Raw genomic sequence first — 21,040 nt, 5'->3', positions numbered from 1 at the left:
AGTTTTGGCGTCTCTCTGAATCCTACTGCGCGGCTGCGACCGGCTTGCCGTGGATACCTCCCGGACCGGCTCCGGGCCATGGCAACGCACGTCGGCCCGGCCGGCGCGGCTGGCGCAGCCGTCCGGCGGAAAGTCTGGGCGTGAGAGGCTGGAGGGGACCAGCCCCGGCCAAGCGGGACGGCGGCAGCGGCCAGCGGGCCGGGACGCAGGGGTTGGCGGGGCAGCACCAGGCGCAGCGGAAGAAACGCGCGCAGCAGAAACATCAAGCGCAGCAGAAGCGATACCAGGAGGAATGACGTGCAAAGCAGTTCAGATACCGTCGACACCCGGACCGCCCTCGTGGTGGGGGCCAGCGGAATTGCCGGATCCGCCCTGGTAGACAGGCTTGCGGCGGAAGGCTGGGACGTGGTGGGCCTATCCCGCAACCCCCTGCGCCGCCGCGACGTACGCCATGTGAGCGCGGACCTGACCTCCGTGGAGGACCTGCGCGCGGCCCTGGCGGGTGAATCACCCACCCACGTGTTCTACACCGCCTGGTCCAGGCGGCAGACCGAACAAGAGAACATCGACACCAACGCGGGCATGCTTCGGAACGTCCTCGCCAGCCTCAATGGCAAGCCCGTGCAACACGTCGCCCTCATGACCGGGCTGAAGCACTATCTGGGCCCGTTTGAGGCGTATGCGGCCGGGGAAATGCCGGACACCCCCTTCCGGGAAAACGAGCCGAGGCTCCAGACGCCCAACTTCTACTACGCCCAAGAAGACGAATTATGGGCCGCGGCCGGGAAGCAGGGCTTTGGCTGGTCCGTACACCGGGCCCATACGGTGATCGGGCATGCAGTCGGGAACGCCATGAACATGGGGCTCACCCTCGCCGTCCAGGCATCCCTCTGCCGGGAACTCGGCCGGCCGTTCATTTTCCCGGGCTCCGAGACGCAGTGGAACAGCCTCACGGACATGACCGACAGCGGGCTGCTGGCGGACCACATGATCTGGGCGGCCACCGCAGACAAGGCGGGGGACGAGGCTTACAACGTCGTCAACGGGGACATCTTCCGCTGGCGACGCATGTGGCCTGCGCTGGCTGACTATTTCGGGGTGGAGGCCGTGGGATACAGCAACGAACCCCGGCCCCTGGAGCAGCAAATGCGCGGCATGGACGGCGTATGGGCGGACATCGCTGACCGCCACGGCCTTGCCGAACCCGACCTCGCGCGGGTGGCCTCCTGGTGGCACACGGACGGCGACCTGGGCCGGAACCTCGAGGTGGTCACAGACATGAGCAAGAGCCGGCTGGCCGGCTTCACCGGGTACCGCCGGACAGAAGACGCCTTCCTGCGGCTGTTCGACCGGTACCGGGCGGACGGCCTGATTCCGGCGGCCTCCTAGGGTCCCGAGCCGGCACGGCAGCGCGGGCCTTTAAGCGCGCGGGCCTTTATGCGCTGGACCGGCCGGGGCGTGTGGGGCCACAGTGAGCCATGCGGTTCATGATTGCGGGCGGCCGGCGCCGGCTGATGGTGATCGCCGCCGTGACTGCGCTGGGGCTGCTGGCCGCCGGCGTCGCGCTCCTGCTGTTGCGGGGGCTACCGACGGCGTCCCCGCCCGTCCCGCGAGCCTCCGGATCCGTCCCCGCGACTGCCTCGGCCTCCGCGGGCCCACCCACCACCTCGCCGGCACCGGCACCCGCGCCAGTCACGAGCCAGCCGGTTCCCGCCCCGCCGCCCGTCATCCCGCCGGCCCCCGTTCCAACGGGTGCCGCTCCGGTACCGCCCGCGGTGCCATTCCCCGTTGCGCTCGCCGGCCGTGACCTGGAGGCCATCCCGGGGGCGGGGGCCGCTGTCGCCCTGACCTTCGACGCCGGCGCCAACGCCGCCGGACTGCCCAGCATCCTGCAGAGCCTCGCCGCCGCAGGCGTGCGGGCGACCTTCTTCCTCACCGGCAGCTGGGCTGCCGCGAACCCGGGAGGCGTGGCGGCAATCGTCGCCGGCGGGCACCGGGTGGGCAACCATTCCATGACGCATCCGGCATTCACCGGGCTGTCCGACGCCGGGATCGCGGACCAGATCAAATCGGCCGAAAGGGCCATCCGGGCGGCCGGCGCGGACCCGCGGCCGTTCTTCCGGTTTCCCTTCGGCGACCGCGACGCCAGGACCATCGCCGCCGTCAACAATCTCGGCTACCTTCCGGTGCGCTGGAGCGTCGACTCGCTGGGCTGGAAAGGCACTAGCGGCGGGGTGACGGCGCAGCTCGTGGTGACCCGGGTCCTGGCGGGTTTGCGGCCGGGGGAAATTGTCCTGATGCATGTCGGGTCCAACCCCGACGACCGCACCACCCTGGACGCCGATGCCCTGCCCCGGCTGATCAGCCGCATCCGCCAGGCCGGCTATGGCTTCACCACCCTCGACGCACTCTTGGGCTGAGGGCGGCTCACGGGCCCAACGCCACTATCGCCCCGCCCCGAACGCTGATAGTACTGGGCCATGACGGAGTCGCCCACACTTGCGGCCGCGGTGGCGCCCGTCGACGCCGTGATCTTTGAGCTCGACGGCGTCGTGACCGACACGGACGAGCTCCGCGCCGCAGCCTGGAAACAGCTCGTCGACGACGTCATGAAGGACCCCCGGCTGCCCGCCGACGCCCGGCGCGGACCCCTCACGGACGGCGACTTCACGGGCAGCATCGAGGGCCGGACCGGGGAAACAGGCGTGGCCGGATTCCTGGCCTCGCGCGGCGTCGACATCCCCCGCGGCTCGCCGGCCGACGGGCCCGCGGAGTGGACGGCATTCGGGCTCGCGCAGCACCTGAACGGAATTTTCGAAGGCATGCTCGCGGGCCGGGCCGTTTCCGTCTTCCCCGGTACCCTGGCGCTGCTCCAACGGCTCCGGGCAGGGCGGATCCCGGTGGTTCTCGCCACCTCCAGCCGGAGCGCCGCCGCGGTCCTTGCCGCCGCGGGCCTGGGCGACGTCTTTGACCACGTCGTGGACGGCCAGACGGCCCTGGACTACGACGTCGCCGGAATGCCCGCACCGGCGCTGGTCCTTGAATCCGTCCGCCGGCTGGGCATCGTCCCGGCCCGGGCCATGGTGATTGCCGGCGCCGAGGCCGGTGTGGAAGCGGGGCGGCGCGGCGGGTTCGGGCTCGTCGTCGGCATCGACCGGACCGGGGAACGGCGGGCTGCGCTGGAAGCCGCGGGCGCCGACGTCGTGCTTGAAGATCTCAGCGAACTGGACATCGGGCTGGTCATCACGCACCCATGGTTGCTGGTCTACGAAGGATTCGACCCGGCCCATGAGGGGCACCGGGAGGCCCTGACCACCCTCGGCAACGGCTACCTGGCCACCCGCGGCGCCGCCCCGGAACACCGCGCGGGGGAGATTCACTATCCGGGCAGTTACCTTGCGGGCGTCTACAACAGCCTCGTCACCGTGGTCCAGGACCACGAATCCGTGGACGAGCATATGGTCAACATCCCGGACTGGCTGCCGCTGGATGTCCGGATCGGCGGCGGCACGTGGTGGTCCGAGGGCGGGCTGACGCTCCGCAGCGAGCGCCGCACCCTGGACCTGAAGCGCGCCCTGTTGAGCCGGGAAGCGCTCGTGGAGGACGGCGCCGGGCGGCAGCTCCGGCTCCTCCAGCGCCGGGTCGTGTCCATGGCCGAGCCGCACCTGGCGGCCCTGGAAACCACGCTGACCGCCGTCGGCTGGAGCGGGACGCTCAGCGTCCGCAGCGGCTGCGACGCCGGGGTCACCAACTCCAACGTGCCCGAGGACGCCCAACTTGCCCGGCGGCACCTAACCGCGGTGGCGGTTTCCTCGGCCGAGATCAGCCCGGACACCGCGGAACTGACAGTCCAGGCGCAGACGAGCACCAGCGGAATCGGGATCGCACTGGCGCTGCGGACCCGGATCTCCCGCGGCGCCCCGCAGCAGCAAGATGCAGGGGGCGGAGGGATTTCCGGCGGGGTTCCCGAGTCGGCCGGGAGCATGCACGCCCACCGCTTCGACCTTCCGGTCACGGACGCCGTCCCCGTCACGGTGACCAAGACCGTGGCCTTCGCGACGTCGCGTGATCACGCCATCGCCTCGCCCGTCTCGGCCGCCCGCGCTGTGCTGGCGCGCGCACCCATGGACTTCGAAGCGCTGCTGGCCGAGCATGAGGCCGCGTGGGGCCTCCTGCTGGCGCCCTTCATCATCGAATCGGACGCGCCGTCCCAGGCCCAGCTGATTCTGAACCTCCACGTCTTCCACCTGCTCCAGACCCTCACCACCCACACGGCCGAACTCGACGCCGGCGTCCCGGCCCGCGGGCTCCACGGCGAAGGCTACCGGGGACACATCTTTTGGGATGAACTGTTCGTCCTGCCGGTCCTGAACTCCCGGCTGCCGGCGGTGGCCCGCGAGCTGATTGACTACCGCTGGCGCCGGCTGGGGACGGCGCGGGACGCGGCGCGGAAGGCCGGGCTGGGCGGCGCGCTCTTTCCCTGGCAGAGCGGCAGCGACGGCACCGAGCAGACCCCCAAGTTCCTGTTCAACAAGCTGTCCGGGCACTGGGTGCCCGACTACTCGCACCTTCAGCGCCACGTGGGCCTGGCCGTCGCCTACAACGCCTGGCAGTACTTCGAAGCGACCCAGGACCGGGGCTGGCTGACCCGGCACGGCGCCGAGATTGTGGTGGAGGTCGCCAGGGCGTTCGCCTCCCTGGCGGAGCACGACCCGGCGGAGGACCGCTTCCATATCAGGGGCGTCATGGGTCCCGACGAGTACCACACCGGCTATCCGGGCAATCCCGGCGGCGGCCTGGACGACAACGCCTACACCAACATCATGGCGGCCTGGGTGTTCGACCAGGCCGTGTGGATCATGCATTCCGTGCAGGGCTTCGACATGGAGGAACTGCGGTCACGGCTGGGGATCACGCGAACGGAAATCGATGACTGGGCGCACCTGAGCCGGCGGATGTTCGTGCCCTTCCACGACGACGGCGGCATCATCAGCCAGTTCGACGGCTACGGCGCACTCCGGGAACTCGACTGGAAGCACTACCGCCGCTCCTACCAAAACATCGAGCGGCTCGACCTGATCCTCGAAGCCGAAGGGGACAGCGCCAACCACTACCGGCTGGCCAAGCAGGCCGACGTCCTTATGCTCCTGTATGTCCTGGGCGAGGACCAGCTGCTGGGATTCCTGCGCCGGATGGGCTACGCCGTCGAGCCGGCACAGATCGCTACCACCGTGGACTTCTACCTGGCCCGGACCGCGCACGGTTCCACCCTGAGCCGGGTCACCCATGCCTCCGTCCTGGCGCAGCATGATCCGGAGCGCGCGTGGGCGACCTTCCGGGAAGCCCTGGACACGGACCTGGACGACACGCAGGGCGGCACCACCAGGGCGGGCATCCACCTCGGCGCCATGGCGGGATCGATCGACGTGGTTCAGCGCAGCTTCGCCGGGCTTCGGGTGACCCGCGACGCCTTGGATTTCACCCCGCGGCTGCCGGCCGAACTGTCCCGGGTGGAGTTCCAGGTCCGCTACCGCGACCAGTTGCTGTCCGTGCACCTCGGGGCGGACCGGCTGCGCGTCTGCGCCTCCCCGGGGGATGCCGCTCCCGTGCTGGTGCGGGTCGGTGCGGAGAAAGTGCTGCTCCGGGCGGGCCAAGAGTACGAGTTTCTCCGCGGCGGCGGGGCGCCCGGCTGACGCGCGAGACCGGGCTAGGTCGCGTCCATGTGCAGCACAGCCGCGCCCGTGATCCGGTCTTCCGCCAGATCCCGCAGGGCCTGATCCGCGGCCTCGAACGGGTAGGGCACCGTGGTGGGGCGGAGCGGGATCTCGGCGGCCACCCGGAAGAACTCCTCGCCGTCGGCCCTGGTGTTGGCTGTGACGCTGCGCAGCTGGCGCTCGTGGAAGAGCTCCTTGCTGTAGCGCAGGGGCGGGATGTCGCTCAGGTGGATGCCGGCGATGGCGAGCGTCCCGCCGCGGTCCAGAGCGCGCAGCCCAACCGGCACCAGGCCGCCGGCGGGGGCGAAGAGAATCGCGGCATCGAGCGGATCCGGCGGCTGCTCCTCAGCGCCGCCGGCGAAAGTGGCGCCCAGATCCAGGGCCAGCCGGCGGGCCTCCGCGGAGCGCGTCATGACGTAGACGCGCGCGCCCCGGTAGAGGGCGATCTGCGCGGCCAGGTGCGCCGAGCCGCCGAAGCCGTAAATGCCCAGCCGGCCGCCGATCGGGAGGTCGGCCCGGCTCAGCGCGCGGAAGCCGATAATGCCCGCGCACAGCAACGGCGCGGCCTGCTCGTCGCTGAACGTCTCCGGAATCCGGTATGCGAAGTTCTCGGCCACCGTGATGAGTTCGGCGTACCCGCCGTCGCGGTCCCAGCCGGTGAATGTGGGGGACAGGCACAGGTTCTCCTGGCCGCGCAGGCAGAACCGGCAGGCGCCGCACGTGCCGCCCAGCCAGGCCACGCCCACGCGTTCGCCGAGGCCAAACCGGGCCGCGCCCGGGCCCAGCCCGATCACCTCGCCCACCACCTCGTGGCCCGGGATGGTCCCCGGGTGCCGTGGCTCGAGGTCACCCTCCGCAAGGTGCAAGTCCGTGCGGCACACGCCGCACACCCGCACCTTGAGCAGGATCTCCCCGCGCTCCGGCCGGGGGTCCGGGCAGTCGCCGGCCACCAGGGGGCCGCTGGGCATCGGCCCCGGACGTTCAACCCGCCAGGCTCGCACCGCGGCCTCCTTCCCTGCAGTCTCTGCGCTTTCGGCTGTCCCGGACCAGTGCTGCGGCTAACGGCTGACCAGCACGTTGCAGTGTGCCTTGTGCAGCACGGCGGAGACCGTATTGCCGGGGCCGGCGGAGGGGTCGTGGGTCCCGAGCACCAGGGCGTCGGCTTCGGCTGCGGCGTCGAGCAGCTCCCGGGCCGCATGGCCGCCGCGCAGGACCCCGGACACCTCCAGCCCTGATGACAGCTGCCGGGCGTCGCCGACGGCTTGGTCCAGCAGGTCCTGGCCGTGGTGCCTGGCGTGGCGGCCGTGTTCCTCCCGCGGGCCGCCCCGCTGCTGCTCCACGTGGACCAGCAGCAAGGGGTCGCCGAGAACTTCGGCCAGCCGGATCGCCCGGGTCACGGTGCCGGGGCTGCGGGGCGAGTCGTCGACTCCCACCACCACCGGGCGCCCCGGGCTGCGCGGGCGCCGGATGACCATGAGCGGGCATGGTGCGGTGCCGGCCAAATCGAGGCAGACCGAGCCCGCCACTTGGCCCAGCACGGCGCCAAGTCCCCGGCTGCCGACCACCAGCAGGCGCGCGGATTGGGCGGCATCGCGCAGCACGGGGGCCGGGAGTCCTGCCTCGATGACGCCGTCAACCGCCGGGACTCCGGGGGGCGCTTCGCGGGCTGCTGCCTGCCGGACTTCCGCGTCGAGGGATCCGGCGTCCGATGCTGTGGCGGGTGCGCCGCCGGCTGCCTCCAGAAGCGTGCTGCGGGCGAGCTCGAGGCCCTCAGCGAGGATGGCCTCGGCGGAATGCCGCAGCCCGCTGCCGGCCACTCCTTTGACGGGGCCCAGGTTTTTGGTGAAGACCGGCCACACCCACGCGTGGACCACCCGAAGACTGAGTCCGGCCGCGGCCGCGTAGCCGGCGGCCCAGCGGACGGCAAGCTGGGCGGCCTCGGACCCGCCGTAGCCGACCGCCACCACGCCGTCCTCGTGCCCTGCGGGTGACGTCATGGTTCCTCCCGGCTAGGCGGACGCCTCCCTTTCGCCCGGCTGTTCGTGCAGCCCCAGTAGAACGCCGGGGTCCGGGAATGGGCTAGGGGCTTTGGTCCCGCGGGCCGCCATGCCGCTCGCGCAGTTCGCGTCCGCGCCGGATATCCTCTTCCTGCCTGGCCTGCAGCTTCTCGCTCTGTTTGGTGTCCCGGGGCGGCAGCTGGATGGTCTCCTCGGCCGCGATCCCGGCCTGCAGCTGGCGGCCGCGCTCCATCTCGGCGTCGAACTCGGCCCCGAACAGCAGCGACATGTTCAGGATCCAGAGCCACAGGAGCGAGATGATGACGCCGCCGATTGCGCCGTAGGTCTTCTCGTAGCTGTTGAAGTTGGCCACGTAGAAGGCGAAGGCCGCCGAGGCCAGCAGGAAGATCACCAGGGCGATTGCTGAACCAAGGCTCATCCAGCGGAACCTGGGCTGCTTCACGTTCGGGGTGGCGTAGTAGAGGATGGCGATCGTAAGGATCACGAGCAGCAGCATCACCGGCCATTTAAGAATGTTCCACGCTGTCAGCACGGCCCCGCCCAGGCCAATCGCGTTGCCGACGGTCTCGGCCACCGGCCCGCTCAGGACAAGCATGGCTGAGAGCACGAGAACGATCAGCAGGGTGGCAATAGTGACGAGGAGCATCGTGCCGCGAAGTTTGATGAACGGCCGTCCTTCGTCGGTTTCGTAAATCCGGTTCATCGCCCGGCCAAAGGCCCCGACGTAGCCGGAGGCGGACCAGAGGGCCGTGAGGATGCCGATCACGAGTGCAAACCCGGCCGTGGAGGAGCTGCTGAGCTGTTCGACCGGCTGGCGGATGGCAGCCACAGTTTCAGCGGGCGCGAAACCCCGGACGATTTCCAGAAGCGCAGACGTGGTCTTCCCGGCCTGGCCGAAGATGCCCAGCAAGGACACGAAGGCCAACAGCGCCGGGAAGATCGACAGGACCGAGTAGTAGGTCAGGGCTGCAGCGAGATCAGGGCACTGGTCCTTGGTGAATTCGCGCAGGGTCTTTTTCGCGATGTACTTCCACGAGGGCTTGGTGACGTCGGCGGGGCTGCCCGGTTTGCGGGAGTCGTCCGGCGCGGGCGCGGTGCGGGCCTTGGCGGTGCTGCTCATGTCCGTCTCGGCGTCGGTCGAGGATTCATTGTCTGCCTTAGCAGGGTACTTGGCCATGGAAAGTCCTTCTGGGGTTACGTGCAAACGGCCGGCCGTCCGGCGCGTGAGCGCAGGACGGCCGGCCGGGGTGCGAACGGGATCAGGCCTGCTGGACGTTGTCCCTGGCCTCGACGGTCCGGTCCTTGACGTCCGACACTGCGCCCTGGCCCTCGGCCTTGACGTGCCCGGTGGCGTCTGCGGCCGTGGCCTTGACGTTGTCCATGGCGGTTTGGGCGGGTTCCTTGAGCCCTTCCGCTACGTGTTTGGCGGCGTCGGCGAGTTCCGTCGCGAGCGGTTCCGCCGCGGTCTTCAGCGCATCCGCGGCCTCGCGCTCCTTCTGGCTGGCCGGGATCAGGGAGGAGACCAACAGGCCCGCCCCGAAGGCAATCAGACCGGCCGCCAGGGGATTGCCCTGGGTCTTGGTCCTGACCTGGGTGGGGGCATCCCCGATCGCGGAGCCGGCGTCACTCAGGTGCGCCCCGGCGCTGCCCGTGGCCGAGTGGACATTATCTGCAGTGTGGTCTGCGGCTCCCATGACCTTCTCCTTCACGCCGAAGACGGCGTCCTTGACGTTCTCTTTGACTCGGTCAGTCTGCCGCTGAACGATGTGCGAGGGCGTGACCTTGTCCGCCACGGCATCGACGTTGGTGCCGAGGCGCGCGCGGGTGGCTTCAATATCTGCTCGGATGACATCCGGGTTTTCACTCATCGTGTTTCCTCGCTGGATTTTAGGTGTTGGGTTTGAGCGTGGGCGGGATTTCCTGCAGGGTCGCCGTGGTCTGCGGCATGCCCTTGATCGCCTTGAGTTCCTTGCGGCCTGCCGAGGCCAGGGCGGCGGCAACGATTGCCCAGATGAGGGCGATGACAACGCCGGACCAGCCCAGGCCTATCAGGGTCCCGAGGGCCCACCAGAGCGCCAGGGACAGGAACAGGAGCACGAAGTGGCCCGCGACGCCGGCGCCGGCCAGCATGCCGGCGCCCTTGCCTGCCCGGGTCGCCGACTGCCTGAGTTCGACCTTCGCCAGTTCGACTTCCTGCCGCATCAGGGTGGACATATCCCGGGTGACTTCGCCCAGGAGATCGCCCAGCGAATTGGACTCGGCCTTCGCCTGGGCGGCGGTTGGTGGCATCTCGCTCATCGACGGCCACCATCGAACGGATCATCGCTGCCCAGGTCATCGCGGTCGGCGGCTGCGCGGTAGGGATGCGCCTGGGCCGGGGCGGCCGGCCACGGGTCACTTTCCCTGCCCTCGTCGGCCAGCGGGTTGGGCTGGTAGGTCTCGGCGAGTCCCGCCGTCGTCATTTCCGGCTCCGGCAACTGTACCGGCGGCGGCGGAACCGCCATCCCGGTGTCGGGGACCCGGGCGATCGGCGCCGCCGTGCCGGCGGTCGACGGCCTGCCGGCGGTTGACGGAATGCCGGCCGCAGTGGAGTCTGGTGCTCCGGCGCTCAGGCTGCGGCTGAGGCGTCCGGCCAGGACGCCGGCCCCGGCCGCGAGCAGCAGGAACGTTCCGGGGCGCTGCCGCGCGAAAGTCTTCACTTCGGTGAGCAGCGAGCCGGGGTCGCGCGCATCGAGCCAGTTGGCGACGGCGGAGGACCGCTCCGCTGCCTGGCGCACGAGGTCCGTGGCGACGCCGGGCTGACCCGACGCGGACGCCATCGTGTGGAGTTCGGTCGAAACGGACCGCAGGCCCTCGGCGACCTTTACCTGCTGGGCGCCGGCCTGGTCCGTGAGATCCGCTTTCGCCTGGTGCAGGAGATCGCGGGCGTTGGTCTTGACCTCGGCGGCAACATTGGCGGCCTCGGACTTGGCAGTTTCCGCCACATTCCGGGCCGAATCCGCGGCCTGGCGGGAGACCTCCGCAGCTTCATGCTTGGTGGCGTCGGTAGTGGAGGCTCCGGTGGCCGGTTGCGGGGCAGCCGGCGGGGCTGCCGGGGCACCGGCCGGCGTCGCGCCGTAGATTTCGCCGTCTGCGACGCGCGGGAACGTTGATGGCTGCCGGAGCGTAGTCTCCTGGGTAGCCGTCGGGGTGTCGATGCTGCCGTCATGGGGCCATGGGTTCTGTGTCATCTTCGCTCACTTTCGAAAAGATCGGCTGCTGATCAGAAGCCGGCGATGCGGGACTTAAATAGTAAGCAGGATTACTAATAAATAGTAAGTACCCTTCCTTATTGACTTTGAAGCGGCTCCGGCGTAGCTGACCGGGCGGGCACATCGGACGCGCCTGACCCGCCGGCCGGGCCGGCCCACCCGACCGCAGCCCCGCCGGCCGGGCCGGGCGGCAGTGCCGGTGAACTAGGGTTGAAACATGGACAAAGCGGCGGGTATCTGATGGCCAAGCGGGGCAGGGGCCGGGGCGCCGGGACTGCGGGGCCGGGAGTGGTGGAGGTTCCGAAAGGTTCCCGCCCGGCCGGTCCTGTGGCCGGGGTGTACTACATCGACACCGGGGACTGTGAGCTGATCCCGGACCAGGACAACTCCACCGGCTGGCTCCTGCGCATCAACGGCGTCATGAGCTCGCACATTGACCTCGCGGATCCGTTGTTCCTGGAATTCGAGTACATGCGCTGGATCGCGGCCCTGGTCGAGTCGCGCTGGCCCCGCGACGCGCGGCCGAAGCTGCGCGCCCTGCATCTCGGCGGCGGGGCCTGTTCACTGGCGCGATATTTCCACGCGGCGTACCCCGACGCCCGCCAGGTGGTGGTGGAACTGGACGGCAAGCTGGCGGACTACGTCCGGGGCTGGTTTGACCTGCCCAAGGCGCCGCTGCTGCGCCTGCGCGTGGGCGAGGCCCGGGAGGTCACCGAGACCCTGACCCCGCAGACCCGGGACCTGATCATCCGCGACGTCTTCGCCGGGTCGCTGACTCCGCGGCCGCTTACCACCCGGGAATTCACCGAGCACGCCAAGCGTGTGCTGGCGCCGGGCGGGGTGTACGTGGTGAACTCCGGCGACGCCCCGGACCTGAAGAATGCCCGCGAGGACGCCGCCACCATCGCGGACGCCTTCGCCCACACGGTTCTCATCGCCGACCCCGCCATGCTCAAGGGCCGGCGGTACGGCAACATGATCATCGCCGGCAGCGACCTCCCGTTCGACGACGATCCCGGCCTCGCGCGGCGCCTGCTCGGCGGCGCGGTGCCGGCGCACATCTGGAATGACGAGAAGGTGCGGGCATTCGCGGCTGGCGCCGCCGTCCGACACGACCCGGCCGGGTCCAGCCCGGCCGCGCCGCCGTCGTCGGTTGCTCCGTAACGGCCCCTTTTGACGCTCCCAAACGGCGCTTACGGAGCAGTCGCTGCGTTCCCGCCCCGGCCCAGCAGGGCTTCGCGGTGCGCGGCGGTCTGCTCCCGCAGCGCCTGGACCACGGCCGCGACGGCCGGTCGGCGCATCGAGTCCGGCCGCAGCACCATCCAGTAGGGGAGCATCTCCGCGAACTCGTCCGGCAGCAGCCTGACCAGGTCCGGGTGCAAGTCCGCCGCGAAACAGGGCAGGAAGCCGATCCCGGCCCCGGCACGCGTGGCCTCCACGTGGACGAAGACGTTGGTGGAGCTCAGGCCGTCGCGCATGGCCGGTACCAGCCTCCGCGGGGCATCCAGGTCATCCACCTGCAGCATGGAATCGACAAAGTACACCAGGGCATGGGCTGTCAGCTCCTCCGCCGTGGCAGGGGTCCCATACTCGGCCAGGTAACTGCGGGAGGCATACATGCCCAGCATGTACTCGCCCAGCCGGGCGGCCTCGGCCCGGTGCACCTGGGGCTCACCGACCACCACCTCGATGTCCAGTCCGGAACGCTGCTGGAGGGCCCGCCGGGTCACGGTGACGATCTCCACGCTGAGCCCGGGATGGTCACGGCGCAGCCGGGCCACAGCGGGGGCGGCGATGTAGGCGCTGAAGCCGTCGGTCGCTGTCATCCGGACGACGCCGGTGACGGGATCGGGGGCGCGGCCGGGCTGCTCGAGCGCGCGGACGGCGCTTTCCACCTGTTCTGCCACCCGCACGGCCTCGGCGCCCAAGTCCGTGAGCTCCCAGCCGCCCGCGGCCCGGGACAGCACCCTGCCGCCGAGGGCCTTCTCCAGCGCCGCTATCCGCCGGGACACCGTGGTGTGGTTCAGGCCCAAGGCCGCGGCCGCGGTGGTGAACTTCGCCGAACGGGACACGGCCAACAGGACCAGCAGGTCATCTGGGTTCGCGTTCATATCTGCAATTCTGCACATACTTCGTGCCGGTTTGGCCATTGAACCGCCGACTTTGTGCAGCAATACTCAATGGAGCCATTTCAGTGCTGTGCGTCACAGCGCGTGTCACCGTGGACACTAAGGAGAAACCAGATGAGCGTAAACGAACGCTCTGCAACAACGCCCGCCGCACCCGCATCCAAGGGTTCCGGGCTCAAAAGAATCGTCGCAGCATCGATGGTGGGAACCGTCGTCGAGTGGTACGAATTCTTCCTCTATGCCACCGCCGCCACCTTGGTGTTCGGCAAGTACTTCTTCCCCGCCACCGGCAACGACCTGGACGGCATCATCCAGGCGTTCCTGACCTACGCCGTCGGCTTCGTGGCCCGCCCGCTGGGCGGCATCGTCTTCGGCCAGATCGGCGACAAGCTGGGCCGCAAGCCCACCCTGCAGCTGACCATCATCATCATCGGTGTGTCGACGTTCCTGATGGGCTGCCTCCCCGGCTTCGCCACCCTCGGCTACCTCGCCCCGGCCCTCCTGGTCCTCCTCCGCTTCATCCAGGGCTTCGCCCTGGGCGGCGAATGGGGCGGCGCCGTGCTGCTCGTGGCCGAGCAGAGCCCCAACGAGTCCCGCGGCTTCTGGTCCAGCTGGCCCCAGGCCGCAGTGCCGGTGGGCAACCTGCTGGCCACCCTGGTCCTCTACATCATGTCCAACGTGCTGAGCAGTGCCGAGTTCCTGAGCTGGGGCTGGCGCGTGGCCTTCTGGCTCTCGGCCGTGATCGTATTCGTCGGCTACTACATCCGCACCAACGTCTCCGAATCGCCGATCTTCCTCGAAGCCAAGGCGCAGATGGAGAAGGAGCAGGCCGTCAGCTACGGCGTCCGCGAGGTCATCCGCAAGTACCCGAAGGGCATCCTGCAGTCCATGGGCCTCCGGTTCGCGGAAAACATCATGTACTACCTTGTAGTCAGCTTCTCGATTGTCTACCTCAAGACCGTGGACAAGTACGACACGTCCTCGCTGTTGCTCGCCCTGCTGATCGCGCACCTCGTGCACTTCCTGATCATCCCGCAGATCGGCCGCCTGGTGGACAGCTGGGGCCGCAAGCCGGTGTATCTCGTCGGTGCCATCAGCGGCGCCACCTGGCCGTTCTTCGCCTTCCCGATGTTCGACACCCGTAACGCGGTGGTCATCGTGCTGGCCGTGACCATCGGCCTGTGCCTGCACGGCTTCATGTACGCCGGCCAGCCGGCGCTCATGTCCGAGCTCTTCCCGACCCGGATGCGTTACGCCGGCGTCTCCCTGGGCTCCCAGGTCACCTCGATCTTCGCCGGTTCGCTGGCGCCGCTCCTGGCGACGCAGTGGCTGAAGGACACCGGCTCCTGGGTGCCTACCGCGATTTACCTTCTCGTCGCTTGCGCCATCACCACCGCTGTGGTGCTGACCCTGAAGGAAACCAAGGGCATCGCCCTTGAGGACGTAGACAGGGCCGACGCCGAGCGTGAAGGCCTCGTCGTAGCAGCTGCACGCTGAGCTGCCTAGGTAAGCGGGCTGCCCGAGTTGCCGGGCTGCCCGGGTAACCGGACTGCTTGAGTTTGGGCCGGCTCCAGCCACGCTGGAGCCGGCCGCCTCATTGAATTTTTGATACGGAAGGCTGAGTTATGGAAAGCACCCTGAACGGACGCAAGGCACTGGTCACCGGCGGGGCTGGCGGGATCGGCGCAGCCAGCGTCCGCGCCCTGGCCGCACGCGGAGCCAAGGTGGTCATCGCGGATGTGGACGAGTCCGCCGCCGCAGCCCTCGCCGACGAGGTCGGCGGCACGTCGTGGGCCGTCAACCTGCTCGATGTCGAATCCCTCCAGACACTCAGCCTGGACTGCGACATCCTGGTCAACAACGCCGGAATCCAGCGCATCAGCCCCATCGAGGAGTTTGACCCGGCCGACTTCCGCCGCATCATTACCCTCATGCTCGAGGCGCCGTTTCTGCTGATCCGGGCCGCGCTGCCGCACATGTACGCCAACAACTTCGGCCGCATCATCAACCTGTCCTCCGTCCACGGCCTCCGCGCATCGCCGTTCAAGAGCGCCTATGTCTCGGCCAAGCACGGACTCGAGGGGCTGAGCAAGGTAACGGCCCTGGAGGGCGGCGCACACGGCGTCACCTCCAACTGCATCAATCCCGGATACGTCCGCACGCCGCTGGTCGAGTCGCAGATCGCCGATCAGGCCAAGGTGCACGGCATCCCGGAATCAGAAGTCCTCGCCAAGATCATGCTGACCGAATCAGCGATCAAACGCCTCGTGGAGCCCGAGGAAGTCGCGTCCCTCGTGGCGTGGCTGGCTTCCGACGACGCCGGCATGGTCACCGGCGCCAGCCACACAATGGACGGCGGCTGGTCCGCGCGGTAATCCACCGCCGCTCAACCCCAACGCGGGGTCACTTCGCGCCCATGTCGGAGGGAATTATGGGCGCGAAGTGACCCCGCGTTGGTGTTGGCGGGCTGCGCTAATTCCGGGTGCCCGTCAGGGCCAGGGTGCCGCCCAGCCCGATCATCATGACTCCGCCGGTGGTGCTGAGCGCGGCGATCCGCCGGGGCGAGCGGGCAAACCAGTGCCGTGCCGTGCCCGCCGCGAGGGCCCACGTACTGTCCGAGGCCAGGGCGATCATCAGGAAGGCCGCGCCCAAGGTGCCGAGCTGCACCGGAATCGCGCCGGCGGAATAGTCCACGAACTGCGGGAGCACGGCCACGAAGAAGACGATCGATTTCGGGTTGGTCGCGCCCACGATGAATCCCTCCCGGAGCACCCGGGCGGTGGACGTCGGCCTGGCCGGGTCCGCCGCCGTCGGGCTACTGCCGCGGTGCCGGATCGCCTGGATCCCGAGATACACCAGGTAGGCGGCGCCGGCGAACTTCACCACGCTGAATAGCAGGAGGGACTGGGCCAGCACCACCCCCACGCCCAGGGCCACCGCGGCGATCTGCACCACCTCGCCGGCCGCGTTTCCCAGGACGCTCAACAGGCCGCCTTTGCGTCCCAAGGCCAGGGCACGCCCAATCACGAACAACACGCTGGGCCCGGGGACGGCGATGAGCACCAGGGCGGCCAAGGCAAAGGCCAGAAGGTTGTCGGCAGGAACCATAACTGATCTTAACCCCGCCCACTTGACCCCGTCCGGGCGCGCCCGCCCGGACCCGCTCCGCAGCCGCACCCCGGGGGCCGCGGGACGGCGCCTTACTGCCCGGAACGTGCGCCAACGCGCTCAACGTTCCCCCCGGCGACGTCTTCCAGTACCCTGACTCCGAAGGAGACGCACCATGAAAGCGATCACTCAGGACACGTACGGTTCCGTTGACGTACTCGAGCTGCGCGACGTCGACGCTCCCGTGCCCGGCGACGATGATGTGCTGATCCGGGTCAAGGCAGCCGGCGTCGACCAGGGCGTCTGGCACCTCATGACGGGTCTGCCGTACCTGACCCGCGCGATCGGCTTCGGACTGACGAAACCCAAGACCCGCATCCGTGGCCGGGCCCTGGCGGGCCTGGTGGAAGCTGTCGGCCGGAACGTGGTCGGCTTTCGGCCGGGGGATGAGGTGTATGGCACCTGTGAGGGATCGTTCGCCGAATACGCGTGCGCAAAGGAAGGCAAGCTGGCGCTAAAGCCGAAGAACCTCAGCTTCGAGCAGGCCGCCGCCGTCCCCATCTCCGCGACGACGGCCCTTCAGGCGCTCCGGGACGTCGGCAGGGTCCAGGCCGGGCAGGAGGTCCTGGTCATCGGCGCGGGCGGCGGGGTCGGCACATACGCGGTACAGCTCGCCAAGGCGTTCGGGGCGCAGGTGACCGGGGTGTGCAGCACGGCGAAGACCGGCCTCGTCCGGTCGATCGGCGCGGACCATGTCATCGATTACACGCATGACGACTTCGCCGACGGGGCCGGGCAATACGACCTCATCGTCGACATCGCCGGCAACCGGCCGCTCTCGGTCCTCCGGCGGGCCCTCGGGCCGAAGGGAACGCTCGCCGTCGTCGGCGGTGAAGGCGGCGGACGGCTGACCGGCGGGTTTGAACGCTCCATCGGCGCCGGGCTGCTGTCCCTTTTCGTCGGCCAGCGGCTCAAGGGCGTCATGGCCGTGGAGCGTGCGGAAGACCTCCGGTTCCTGACCGGGCTCATCGAGGCGGGCGCGGTGTCGCCCGTCATCGGCAAGTGCTACCCCCTGGCCGATGCGCCCGCGGCGATCCAGGACCTGCGCGACGGCCATGTCCGCGGCAAGGCAGTCCTCACTGTTTGAGCGTAGTTACTGTTTGCGCGTAGTTACTGTTTGAGCGGCGCGACCGCTAAAGCATGCGCCCGGGGCGGCGCCTATGGCCCCTCCGCCCGGAAGCGGGCGACGAACCGCCGCTGCCACGGAGTTTCCACCGTCCACGGCCGGTACTGGCGGCGGACGTAGGACACCGCCTTGCCTGGCGGGACCCCGTCCAGGATGGCGATGCAGGCCAGGGCGGTGCCGGTCCTGCCGATGCCGCGCCAGCAGGCCACTTCAACCCGTTCGGACTCGGCCCGAAGCCAGGCCTCCCGGAACGCGTCGCGGGCGTCCTGCGGGTCGGCCGGCAGCCGCAAGTCGGGCCAGACGAGCCATCTGGATTCCCACTCCACCCGGGCCGGCCGTTTGCCCAGCAGATAGAGGCCGAACTCGGGAAGCGGGCCCGCCGGCAGCGGATAGTGCAGGCCGCGGCCGCGGATGCTCCGGCCGGACGGAAGAACCAGGACGCCGTCCTGGGATGGCTCCCACGTCTGCTTCATGCTCCAGATGTTAGTCCTTCCCCCGTGCCCCGGCGGGGACGGGCCGGTGGGAGGGAATGTTGTCCGGGATGCCAGACATTGCGTACCGTTCGCGGTCTGGCGGGCTGACCATGTTGGGCGCATGCTTAAGTACGGGATACCAGACGCCGCCCGATTTTCCGAAGAGGACCCATGCCAGCCACCAGCCCCACCTTGAGCCACCCGTCCGAGGCCGCCCAAAACGCCGCCCGCACAACGGCCGCCGCCATAAGCACCCCCGTCGCCGCACGCCCGGCTGCCGGCGCCAAGGTGGCGTCGAAGGTGCCGGCGGCAGAAAACACCCTTCGCATCCTCAAACTGTTGGCCTCCAAGCGCGGGCCGATGGCGGCGTCGAACATTGCCACCGCGCTGGGCCTGCCGCGCTCCAGCGTCTACCACCTGCTCGGGGTCATGGAGGCGAACGGGTTCGTACTGCACCTGCACGAGGAGCAGCGCTACGGCCTGGGCATCAGCGCCTTCGAGCTCAGTTCGGCCTATTCCCGCCAGGAGCCGCTGTCCCGGCTGGGCCGGCCCATGCTGGCCTCGCTCGTGGATGCGATCGGCGAAAGCGCGCACTTGGCAGTGCTGCACGGCCGCGACGTGCTCTACATCGTGGAGGAGCGGGCCAAGAACCGCCCGTCGCTCGTGACCGACGTCGGCGTCCGGCTACCCAGCCACCTCACGGCGAGCGGCCGCGCGATTCTCGCGGCGCTGCCGAAGTCCCAGGTGCGCGCGCTGTATCCGAACGCCGAAGCGTTCACGGCCCGTCACGAGACCGAGTCGCCCATCATGAAATACTCCGCGTTGTCCTCCCATCTGGACCAGGTCCGGCAGCGCGGCTACGCCACCGAACACGGCGAGGTGACCCCCGGTTTCGGCTCCATCGCGGCCGCCGTGACCGACCACGTCGGCTGGCCCACCGCCGCCGTCGCCGTGACGTTCCTCGAAGACAGGCTGCCCGCGGACCAGTGGCCTGCCCTGGCCGCCAAGGTGCAGAAGGTCGCCGACGAGCTCTCGGTCCGGATCCACGGCCGCCCCGCCTGACCCCCCTTCTGGCCCCCGCCCGCCAGCATCGCCCGCAGCTTGCGCTATCAGTTTTGGTCCCCATTCCCGCGTTTTGCCGACCAAAAGTGTTAGCGCAACGAGGGAGGAGCGGGGGAGGGTGGCGGCAGCGGTCGGTCCCGGCGGGTGCGTCTGGAATCCCGGACAGCACCCCGGCGAAGGGCCTGTTTCGGCAGCCGCAAAGGGGCTTTAGTTGATGTAGGCCCTCATTCCCTGATTCACCCCCATTCGTTGAGCGCAGGCACCAGCTGGCGCAGACACCATCAGCACAGACCATCCCGCAAGAAAAGGAGCCCCTCATGGCACCCGCCGATTTCACCACCGGTGCCCGCCCGGTTAAAGCAGCCCGCGGAACCGAGCTCACCGCCAAGAGCTGGCAGACGGAAGCCCCGCTGCGCATGCTCATGAACAACCTCGACCCCGAGGTTGCCGAGCGCCCCGATGACCTCGTGGTTTACGGCGGCACCGGCCGCGCCGTCCGGTCCTGGGCCGCGTTCGACGCCATCACCCGCACCCTGGAAACCATGGAGAAGGACGAGACCCTGCTGGTCCAGTCCGGCAAGCCGGTCGGCGTCTTCCGCACCAATGAGTGGGCCCCCCGTGTCCTGCTGGCCAATTCCAACCTCGTCGGCGACTGGGCGACCTGGCCCGAATTCCGCCGGCTCGAGGCCGAGGGCCTGATGATGTACGGCCAGATGACCGCCGGGTCCTGGATCTACATCGGCACCCAGGGCATCCTGCAGGGCACATTCGAGACGTTCGCCGCGATCGCCCGCAAGCTCACCGGGGACGAGAACGGCACGCTCGCCGGCACCCTGACCCTCACCGGCGGGTGCGGCGGCATGGGCGGCGCCCAGCCGCTCGCCGTCACCCTGAACGACGGCGCCTGCCTGATTGTCGACGTCGACGAAAGCCACCTGCGCCGCCGTCTCGGCAAGCGCTACCTCGACGAAGTGGAGACCGACCTCGACGCCGCCATCGCCAAGGTGCTCAAGGCCAAGGAGGAGCGCCGCGGCTGGTCCGTCGGCTACGTCGGCAACGCCGCCACCGTCTTCCCCGAGATCCTGCGCCGCCACAACGCCGGCGAGCTCACGGTCGACATCGTCACGGACCAGACCTCCGCGCATGATCCCCTGAGCTACCTGCCGGAGGGCATCACGGTCCAGGAGTGGCACCGCGAGGCCGCCGCCGATCCCGAAGGCTTCACCAAGAAGGCCCAGGCCTCGATGGCCAAGCACGTCCAGGCCATGGTCGAGTTCCAGGATGCCGGCGCCGAGGTCTTCGACTACGGCAACTCCATCCGTGACGAGGCCCGCAAGGGCGGCTACAACCGCGCGTTCGAGTTCCCCGGCTTTGTCCCCGCGTACATCCGGCCGCTCTTCTGCGAGGGCCTCGGCCCGTTCCGCTGGGTTGCGCTTTCCGGCGACCCCGAGGACATCGCAGTGACGGACGCGGCGATCAAGGAATTGTTCCCGGAGAACAAGCACCTGCACCGCTGGATCGACGCCGCACAGGACCGCGTCGAATTCGAAGGCCTGCCGGCCCGCATCTGCTGGCTGGGCTACGGCGACCGCGCCAAGGCCGGCCTGCTGTTCAACCAGCTTGTGAAGGACGGCAAGGTCAAGGCGCCCATCGTGATCGGCCGCGACCACCTCGACTCCGGGTCCGTCGCCTCCCCGTACCGCGAGACCGAGGCCATGGCCGATGGCTCGGACGCGATTGCCGACTGGCCGCTGCTCAACGCCCTGCTCAACACCGCCTCCGGCGCAACCTGGGTCTCCATCCACCACGGCGGCGGCGTCGGCATCGGCCGCTCGATCCACGCCGGCCAGGTTTCCGTCGCCGACGGCACCGATCTCGCCGCCCAGAAGCTCGAGCGCCTGCTCACCAACGACCCCGGCATGGGCGTCATCCGCCACGTCGACGCCGGCTACGACCGCGCCGTCGAGGTCGCCAAGGAACGCGGCGTCCGCATTCCCATGACCGAGTCCCGCTAACCCAGCCGCTAAACCCGTCGATTGCTCCGGAAATGCCGTTCTGAGCCTTGAAAAGGGCCATTACGGAGCAATCGATGGGGGAGC

General features: G+C 69.3%; 18 protein-coding genes. 9 read left to right on the top strand and 9 right to left on the bottom strand.

Annotated features, from left to right (window positions below; genetic code table 11):
• Positions 1 to 297 precede the first annotated feature (297 nt).
• From C8D78_RS08210 to C8D78_RS08200, 3 genes are all read left to right on the top strand, one after another.
• Entirely contained in the window at positions 298 to 1,389 is a 1,092-nt protein-coding gene (locus C8D78_RS08210) for an SDR family oxidoreductase (RefSeq protein WP_120952165.1), read from the top strand.
• A gap of 89 nt (positions 1,390 to 1,478) precedes the next feature.
• Positions 1,479 to 2,420: a polysaccharide deacetylase family protein gene (locus tag C8D78_RS08205; RefSeq protein WP_120952162.1), complete on the top strand. Its 942-nt coding sequence runs from the start codon at positions 1,479 to 1,481 to the stop codon at positions 2,418 to 2,420.
• Between the two features lie 60 nt (positions 2,421 to 2,480).
• Positions 2,481 to 5,693, top strand: coding sequence for an HAD family hydrolase (locus C8D78_RS08200; RefSeq protein ID WP_120952159.1), 3,213 nt, complete (start codon positions 2,481 to 2,483; stop codon positions 5,691 to 5,693).
• Positions 5,694 to 5,707: 14 nt separating this feature from the next.
• Here the strand turns inward: C8D78_RS08200 and C8D78_RS08195 are convergent, their stop codons facing one another.
• The 6 genes from C8D78_RS08195 to C8D78_RS08170 all read right to left on the bottom strand — a co-directional run bounded on the left by C8D78_RS08195 (position 5,708) and on the right by C8D78_RS08170 (position 10,962).
• The gene (locus C8D78_RS08195; protein ID WP_120952156.1) at positions 5,708 to 6,715 is read right to left on the bottom strand and encodes a zinc-dependent alcohol dehydrogenase family protein; all 1,008 of its coding nucleotides are present in this window, start codon (positions 6,713 to 6,715) and stop codon (positions 5,708 to 5,710) included.
• A gap of 57 nt (positions 6,716 to 6,772) precedes the next feature.
• Complete coding sequence (locus C8D78_RS08190) at positions 6,773 to 7,711, bottom strand: universal stress protein (protein WP_120952153.1); 939 nt, start codon at positions 7,709 to 7,711, stop codon at positions 6,773 to 6,775.
• 82 nt (positions 7,712 to 7,793) lie between these two features.
• Positions 7,794 to 8,909 carry a YihY/virulence factor BrkB family protein gene (locus C8D78_RS08185; RefSeq protein WP_120952150.1) on the bottom strand — a complete coding sequence of 372 codons (1,116 nt, stop codon included), beginning with the start codon at positions 8,907 to 8,909 and terminating at the stop codon, positions 7,794 to 7,796.
• An 82-nt stretch (positions 8,910 to 8,991) separates the two neighbouring features.
• The gene (locus tag C8D78_RS08180; RefSeq protein WP_120952147.1) at positions 8,992 to 9,600 is read right to left on the bottom strand and encodes a DUF3618 domain-containing protein; all 609 of its coding nucleotides are present in this window, start codon (positions 9,598 to 9,600) and stop codon (positions 8,992 to 8,994) included.
• Positions 9,601 to 9,619: 19 nt separating this feature from the next.
• Positions 9,620 to 10,021: a phage holin family protein gene (locus C8D78_RS08175; protein ID WP_120953253.1), complete on the bottom strand. Its 402-nt coding sequence runs from the start codon at positions 10,019 to 10,021 to the stop codon at positions 9,620 to 9,622.
• A 5-nt stretch (positions 10,022 to 10,026) separates the two neighbouring features.
• Complete coding sequence (locus C8D78_RS08170) at positions 10,027 to 10,962, bottom strand: hypothetical protein (RefSeq protein WP_208641908.1); 936 nt, start codon at positions 10,960 to 10,962, stop codon at positions 10,027 to 10,029.
• A 261-nt stretch (positions 10,963 to 11,223) separates the two neighbouring features.
• On the opposite strand from C8D78_RS08170, the gene C8D78_RS08165 reads away from it, so the two are divergent.
• A complete protein-coding gene (locus C8D78_RS08165) occupies positions 11,224 to 12,147 on the top strand; it encodes a spermidine synthase (RefSeq protein WP_120952144.1) in 924 nt (307 codons plus the stop codon).
• 29 nt (positions 12,148 to 12,176) lie between these two features.
• Here C8D78_RS08165 and C8D78_RS08160 read toward each other — a convergent pair whose 3' ends face one another.
• A complete protein-coding gene (locus C8D78_RS08160) occupies positions 12,177 to 13,094 on the bottom strand; it encodes a LysR family transcriptional regulator (protein ID WP_120952141.1) in 918 nt (305 codons plus the stop codon).
• A gap of 132 nt (positions 13,095 to 13,226) precedes the next feature.
• On the opposite strand from C8D78_RS08160, the gene C8D78_RS08155 reads away from it, so the two are divergent.
• Complete coding sequence (locus tag C8D78_RS08155; protein ID WP_120952138.1) at positions 13,227 to 14,609, top strand: MFS transporter; 1,383 nt, start codon at positions 13,227 to 13,229, stop codon at positions 14,607 to 14,609.
• Between the two features lie 128 nt (positions 14,610 to 14,737).
• A complete protein-coding gene (locus C8D78_RS08150) occupies positions 14,738 to 15,487 on the top strand; it encodes a 3-hydroxybutyrate dehydrogenase (protein WP_120952135.1) in 750 nt (249 codons plus the stop codon).
• A 97-nt stretch (positions 15,488 to 15,584) separates the two neighbouring features.
• Here the strand turns inward: C8D78_RS08150 and C8D78_RS08145 are convergent, their stop codons facing one another.
• Positions 15,585 to 16,220 carry a LysE family translocator gene (locus tag C8D78_RS08145; RefSeq protein ID WP_120952132.1) on the bottom strand — a complete coding sequence of 212 codons (636 nt, stop codon included), beginning with the start codon at positions 16,218 to 16,220 and terminating at the stop codon, positions 15,585 to 15,587.
• A gap of 175 nt (positions 16,221 to 16,395) precedes the next feature.
• On the opposite strand from C8D78_RS08145, the gene C8D78_RS08140 reads away from it, so the two are divergent.
• Positions 16,396 to 17,367: an NAD(P)-dependent alcohol dehydrogenase gene (locus C8D78_RS08140; protein ID WP_120952129.1), complete on the top strand. Its 972-nt coding sequence runs from the start codon at positions 16,396 to 16,398 to the stop codon at positions 17,365 to 17,367.
• Positions 17,368 to 17,438: 71 nt separating this feature from the next.
• Here C8D78_RS08140 and C8D78_RS08135 read toward each other — a convergent pair whose 3' ends face one another.
• Complete coding sequence (locus C8D78_RS08135; RefSeq protein WP_120952126.1) at positions 17,439 to 17,879, bottom strand: protein-tyrosine phosphatase family protein; 441 nt, start codon at positions 17,877 to 17,879, stop codon at positions 17,439 to 17,441.
• A 171-nt stretch (positions 17,880 to 18,050) separates the two neighbouring features.
• On the opposite strand from C8D78_RS08135, the gene C8D78_RS08130 reads away from it, so the two are divergent.
• Entirely contained in the window at positions 18,051 to 18,941 is an 891-nt protein-coding gene (locus C8D78_RS08130) for an IclR family transcriptional regulator (RefSeq protein WP_244208312.1), read from the top strand.
• Positions 18,942 to 19,258: 317 nt separating this feature from the next.
• Complete coding sequence (locus tag C8D78_RS08125) at positions 19,259 to 20,956, top strand: urocanate hydratase (RefSeq protein ID WP_120952123.1); 1,698 nt, start codon at positions 19,259 to 19,261, stop codon at positions 20,954 to 20,956.
• The last annotated feature ends 84 nt before the right edge of the window (positions 20,957 to 21,040 follow it).

It is taken from the genome of Arthrobacter oryzae, assembly GCF_003634095.1.
In the GTDB taxonomy this organism is placed as follows: Bacteria; Actinomycetota; Actinomycetes; order Actinomycetales; family Micrococcaceae; genus Arthrobacter; species Arthrobacter oryzae.
Note: the sequence above shows the minus strand (reverse complement) of the source record. Positions and strands in the feature narration are given on the sequence as shown.

Bases quoted from the DNA above. Each gene is read 5' to 3' on its own strand.
- C8D78_RS08205 (WP_120952162.1), top strand. From the start codon at position 1,479: ATGCGGTTCATGATTGCGGGCGGCCGGCGCCGGCTGATGGTGATCGCC.
- C8D78_RS08200 (WP_120952159.1), top strand. From the start codon at position 2,481: ATGACGGAGTCGCCCACACTTGCGGCCGCGGTGGCGCCCGTCGACGCC.
- C8D78_RS08190 (WP_120952153.1), bottom strand. From the start codon at position 7,711: ATGACGTCACCCGCAGGGCACGAGGACGGCGTGGTGGCGGTCGGCTAC.
- C8D78_RS08185 (WP_120952150.1), bottom strand. From the start codon at position 8,909: ATGGCCAAGTACCCTGCTAAGGCAGACAATGAATCCTCGACCGACGCC.
- C8D78_RS08180 (WP_120952147.1), bottom strand. From the start codon at position 9,600: ATGAGTGAAAACCCGGATGTCATCCGAGCAGATATTGAAGCCACCCGC.
- C8D78_RS08175 (WP_120953253.1), bottom strand. From the start codon at position 10,021: ATGCCACCAACCGCCGCCCAGGCGAAGGCCGAGTCCAATTCGCTGGGC.
- C8D78_RS08170 (WP_208641908.1), bottom strand. From the start codon at position 10,962: ATGACACAGAACCCATGGCCCCATGACGGCAGCATCGACACCCCGACG.
- C8D78_RS08165 (WP_120952144.1), top strand. From the start codon at position 11,224: ATGGCCAAGCGGGGCAGGGGCCGGGGCGCCGGGACTGCGGGGCCGGGA.
- C8D78_RS08160 (WP_120952141.1), bottom strand. From the start codon at position 13,094: ATGAACGCGAACCCAGATGACCTGCTGGTCCTGTTGGCCGTGTCCCGT.
- C8D78_RS08155 (WP_120952138.1), top strand. From the start codon at position 13,227: ATGAGCGTAAACGAACGCTCTGCAACAACGCCCGCCGCACCCGCATCC.
- C8D78_RS08150 (WP_120952135.1), top strand. From the start codon at position 14,738: ATGGAAAGCACCCTGAACGGACGCAAGGCACTGGTCACCGGCGGGGCT.
- C8D78_RS08145 (WP_120952132.1), bottom strand. From the start codon at position 16,220: ATGGTTCCTGCCGACAACCTTCTGGCCTTTGCCTTGGCCGCCCTGGTG.
- C8D78_RS08140 (WP_120952129.1), top strand. From the start codon at position 16,396: ATGAAAGCGATCACTCAGGACACGTACGGTTCCGTTGACGTACTCGAG.
- C8D78_RS08135 (WP_120952126.1), bottom strand. From the start codon at position 17,879: ATGAAGCAGACGTGGGAGCCATCCCAGGACGGCGTCCTGGTTCTTCCG.
- C8D78_RS08130 (WP_244208312.1), top strand. From the start codon at position 18,051: ATGCCAGCCACCAGCCCCACCTTGAGCCACCCGTCCGAGGCCGCCCAA.
- C8D78_RS08125 (WP_120952123.1), top strand. From the start codon at position 19,259: ATGGCACCCGCCGATTTCACCACCGGTGCCCGCCCGGTTAAAGCAGCC.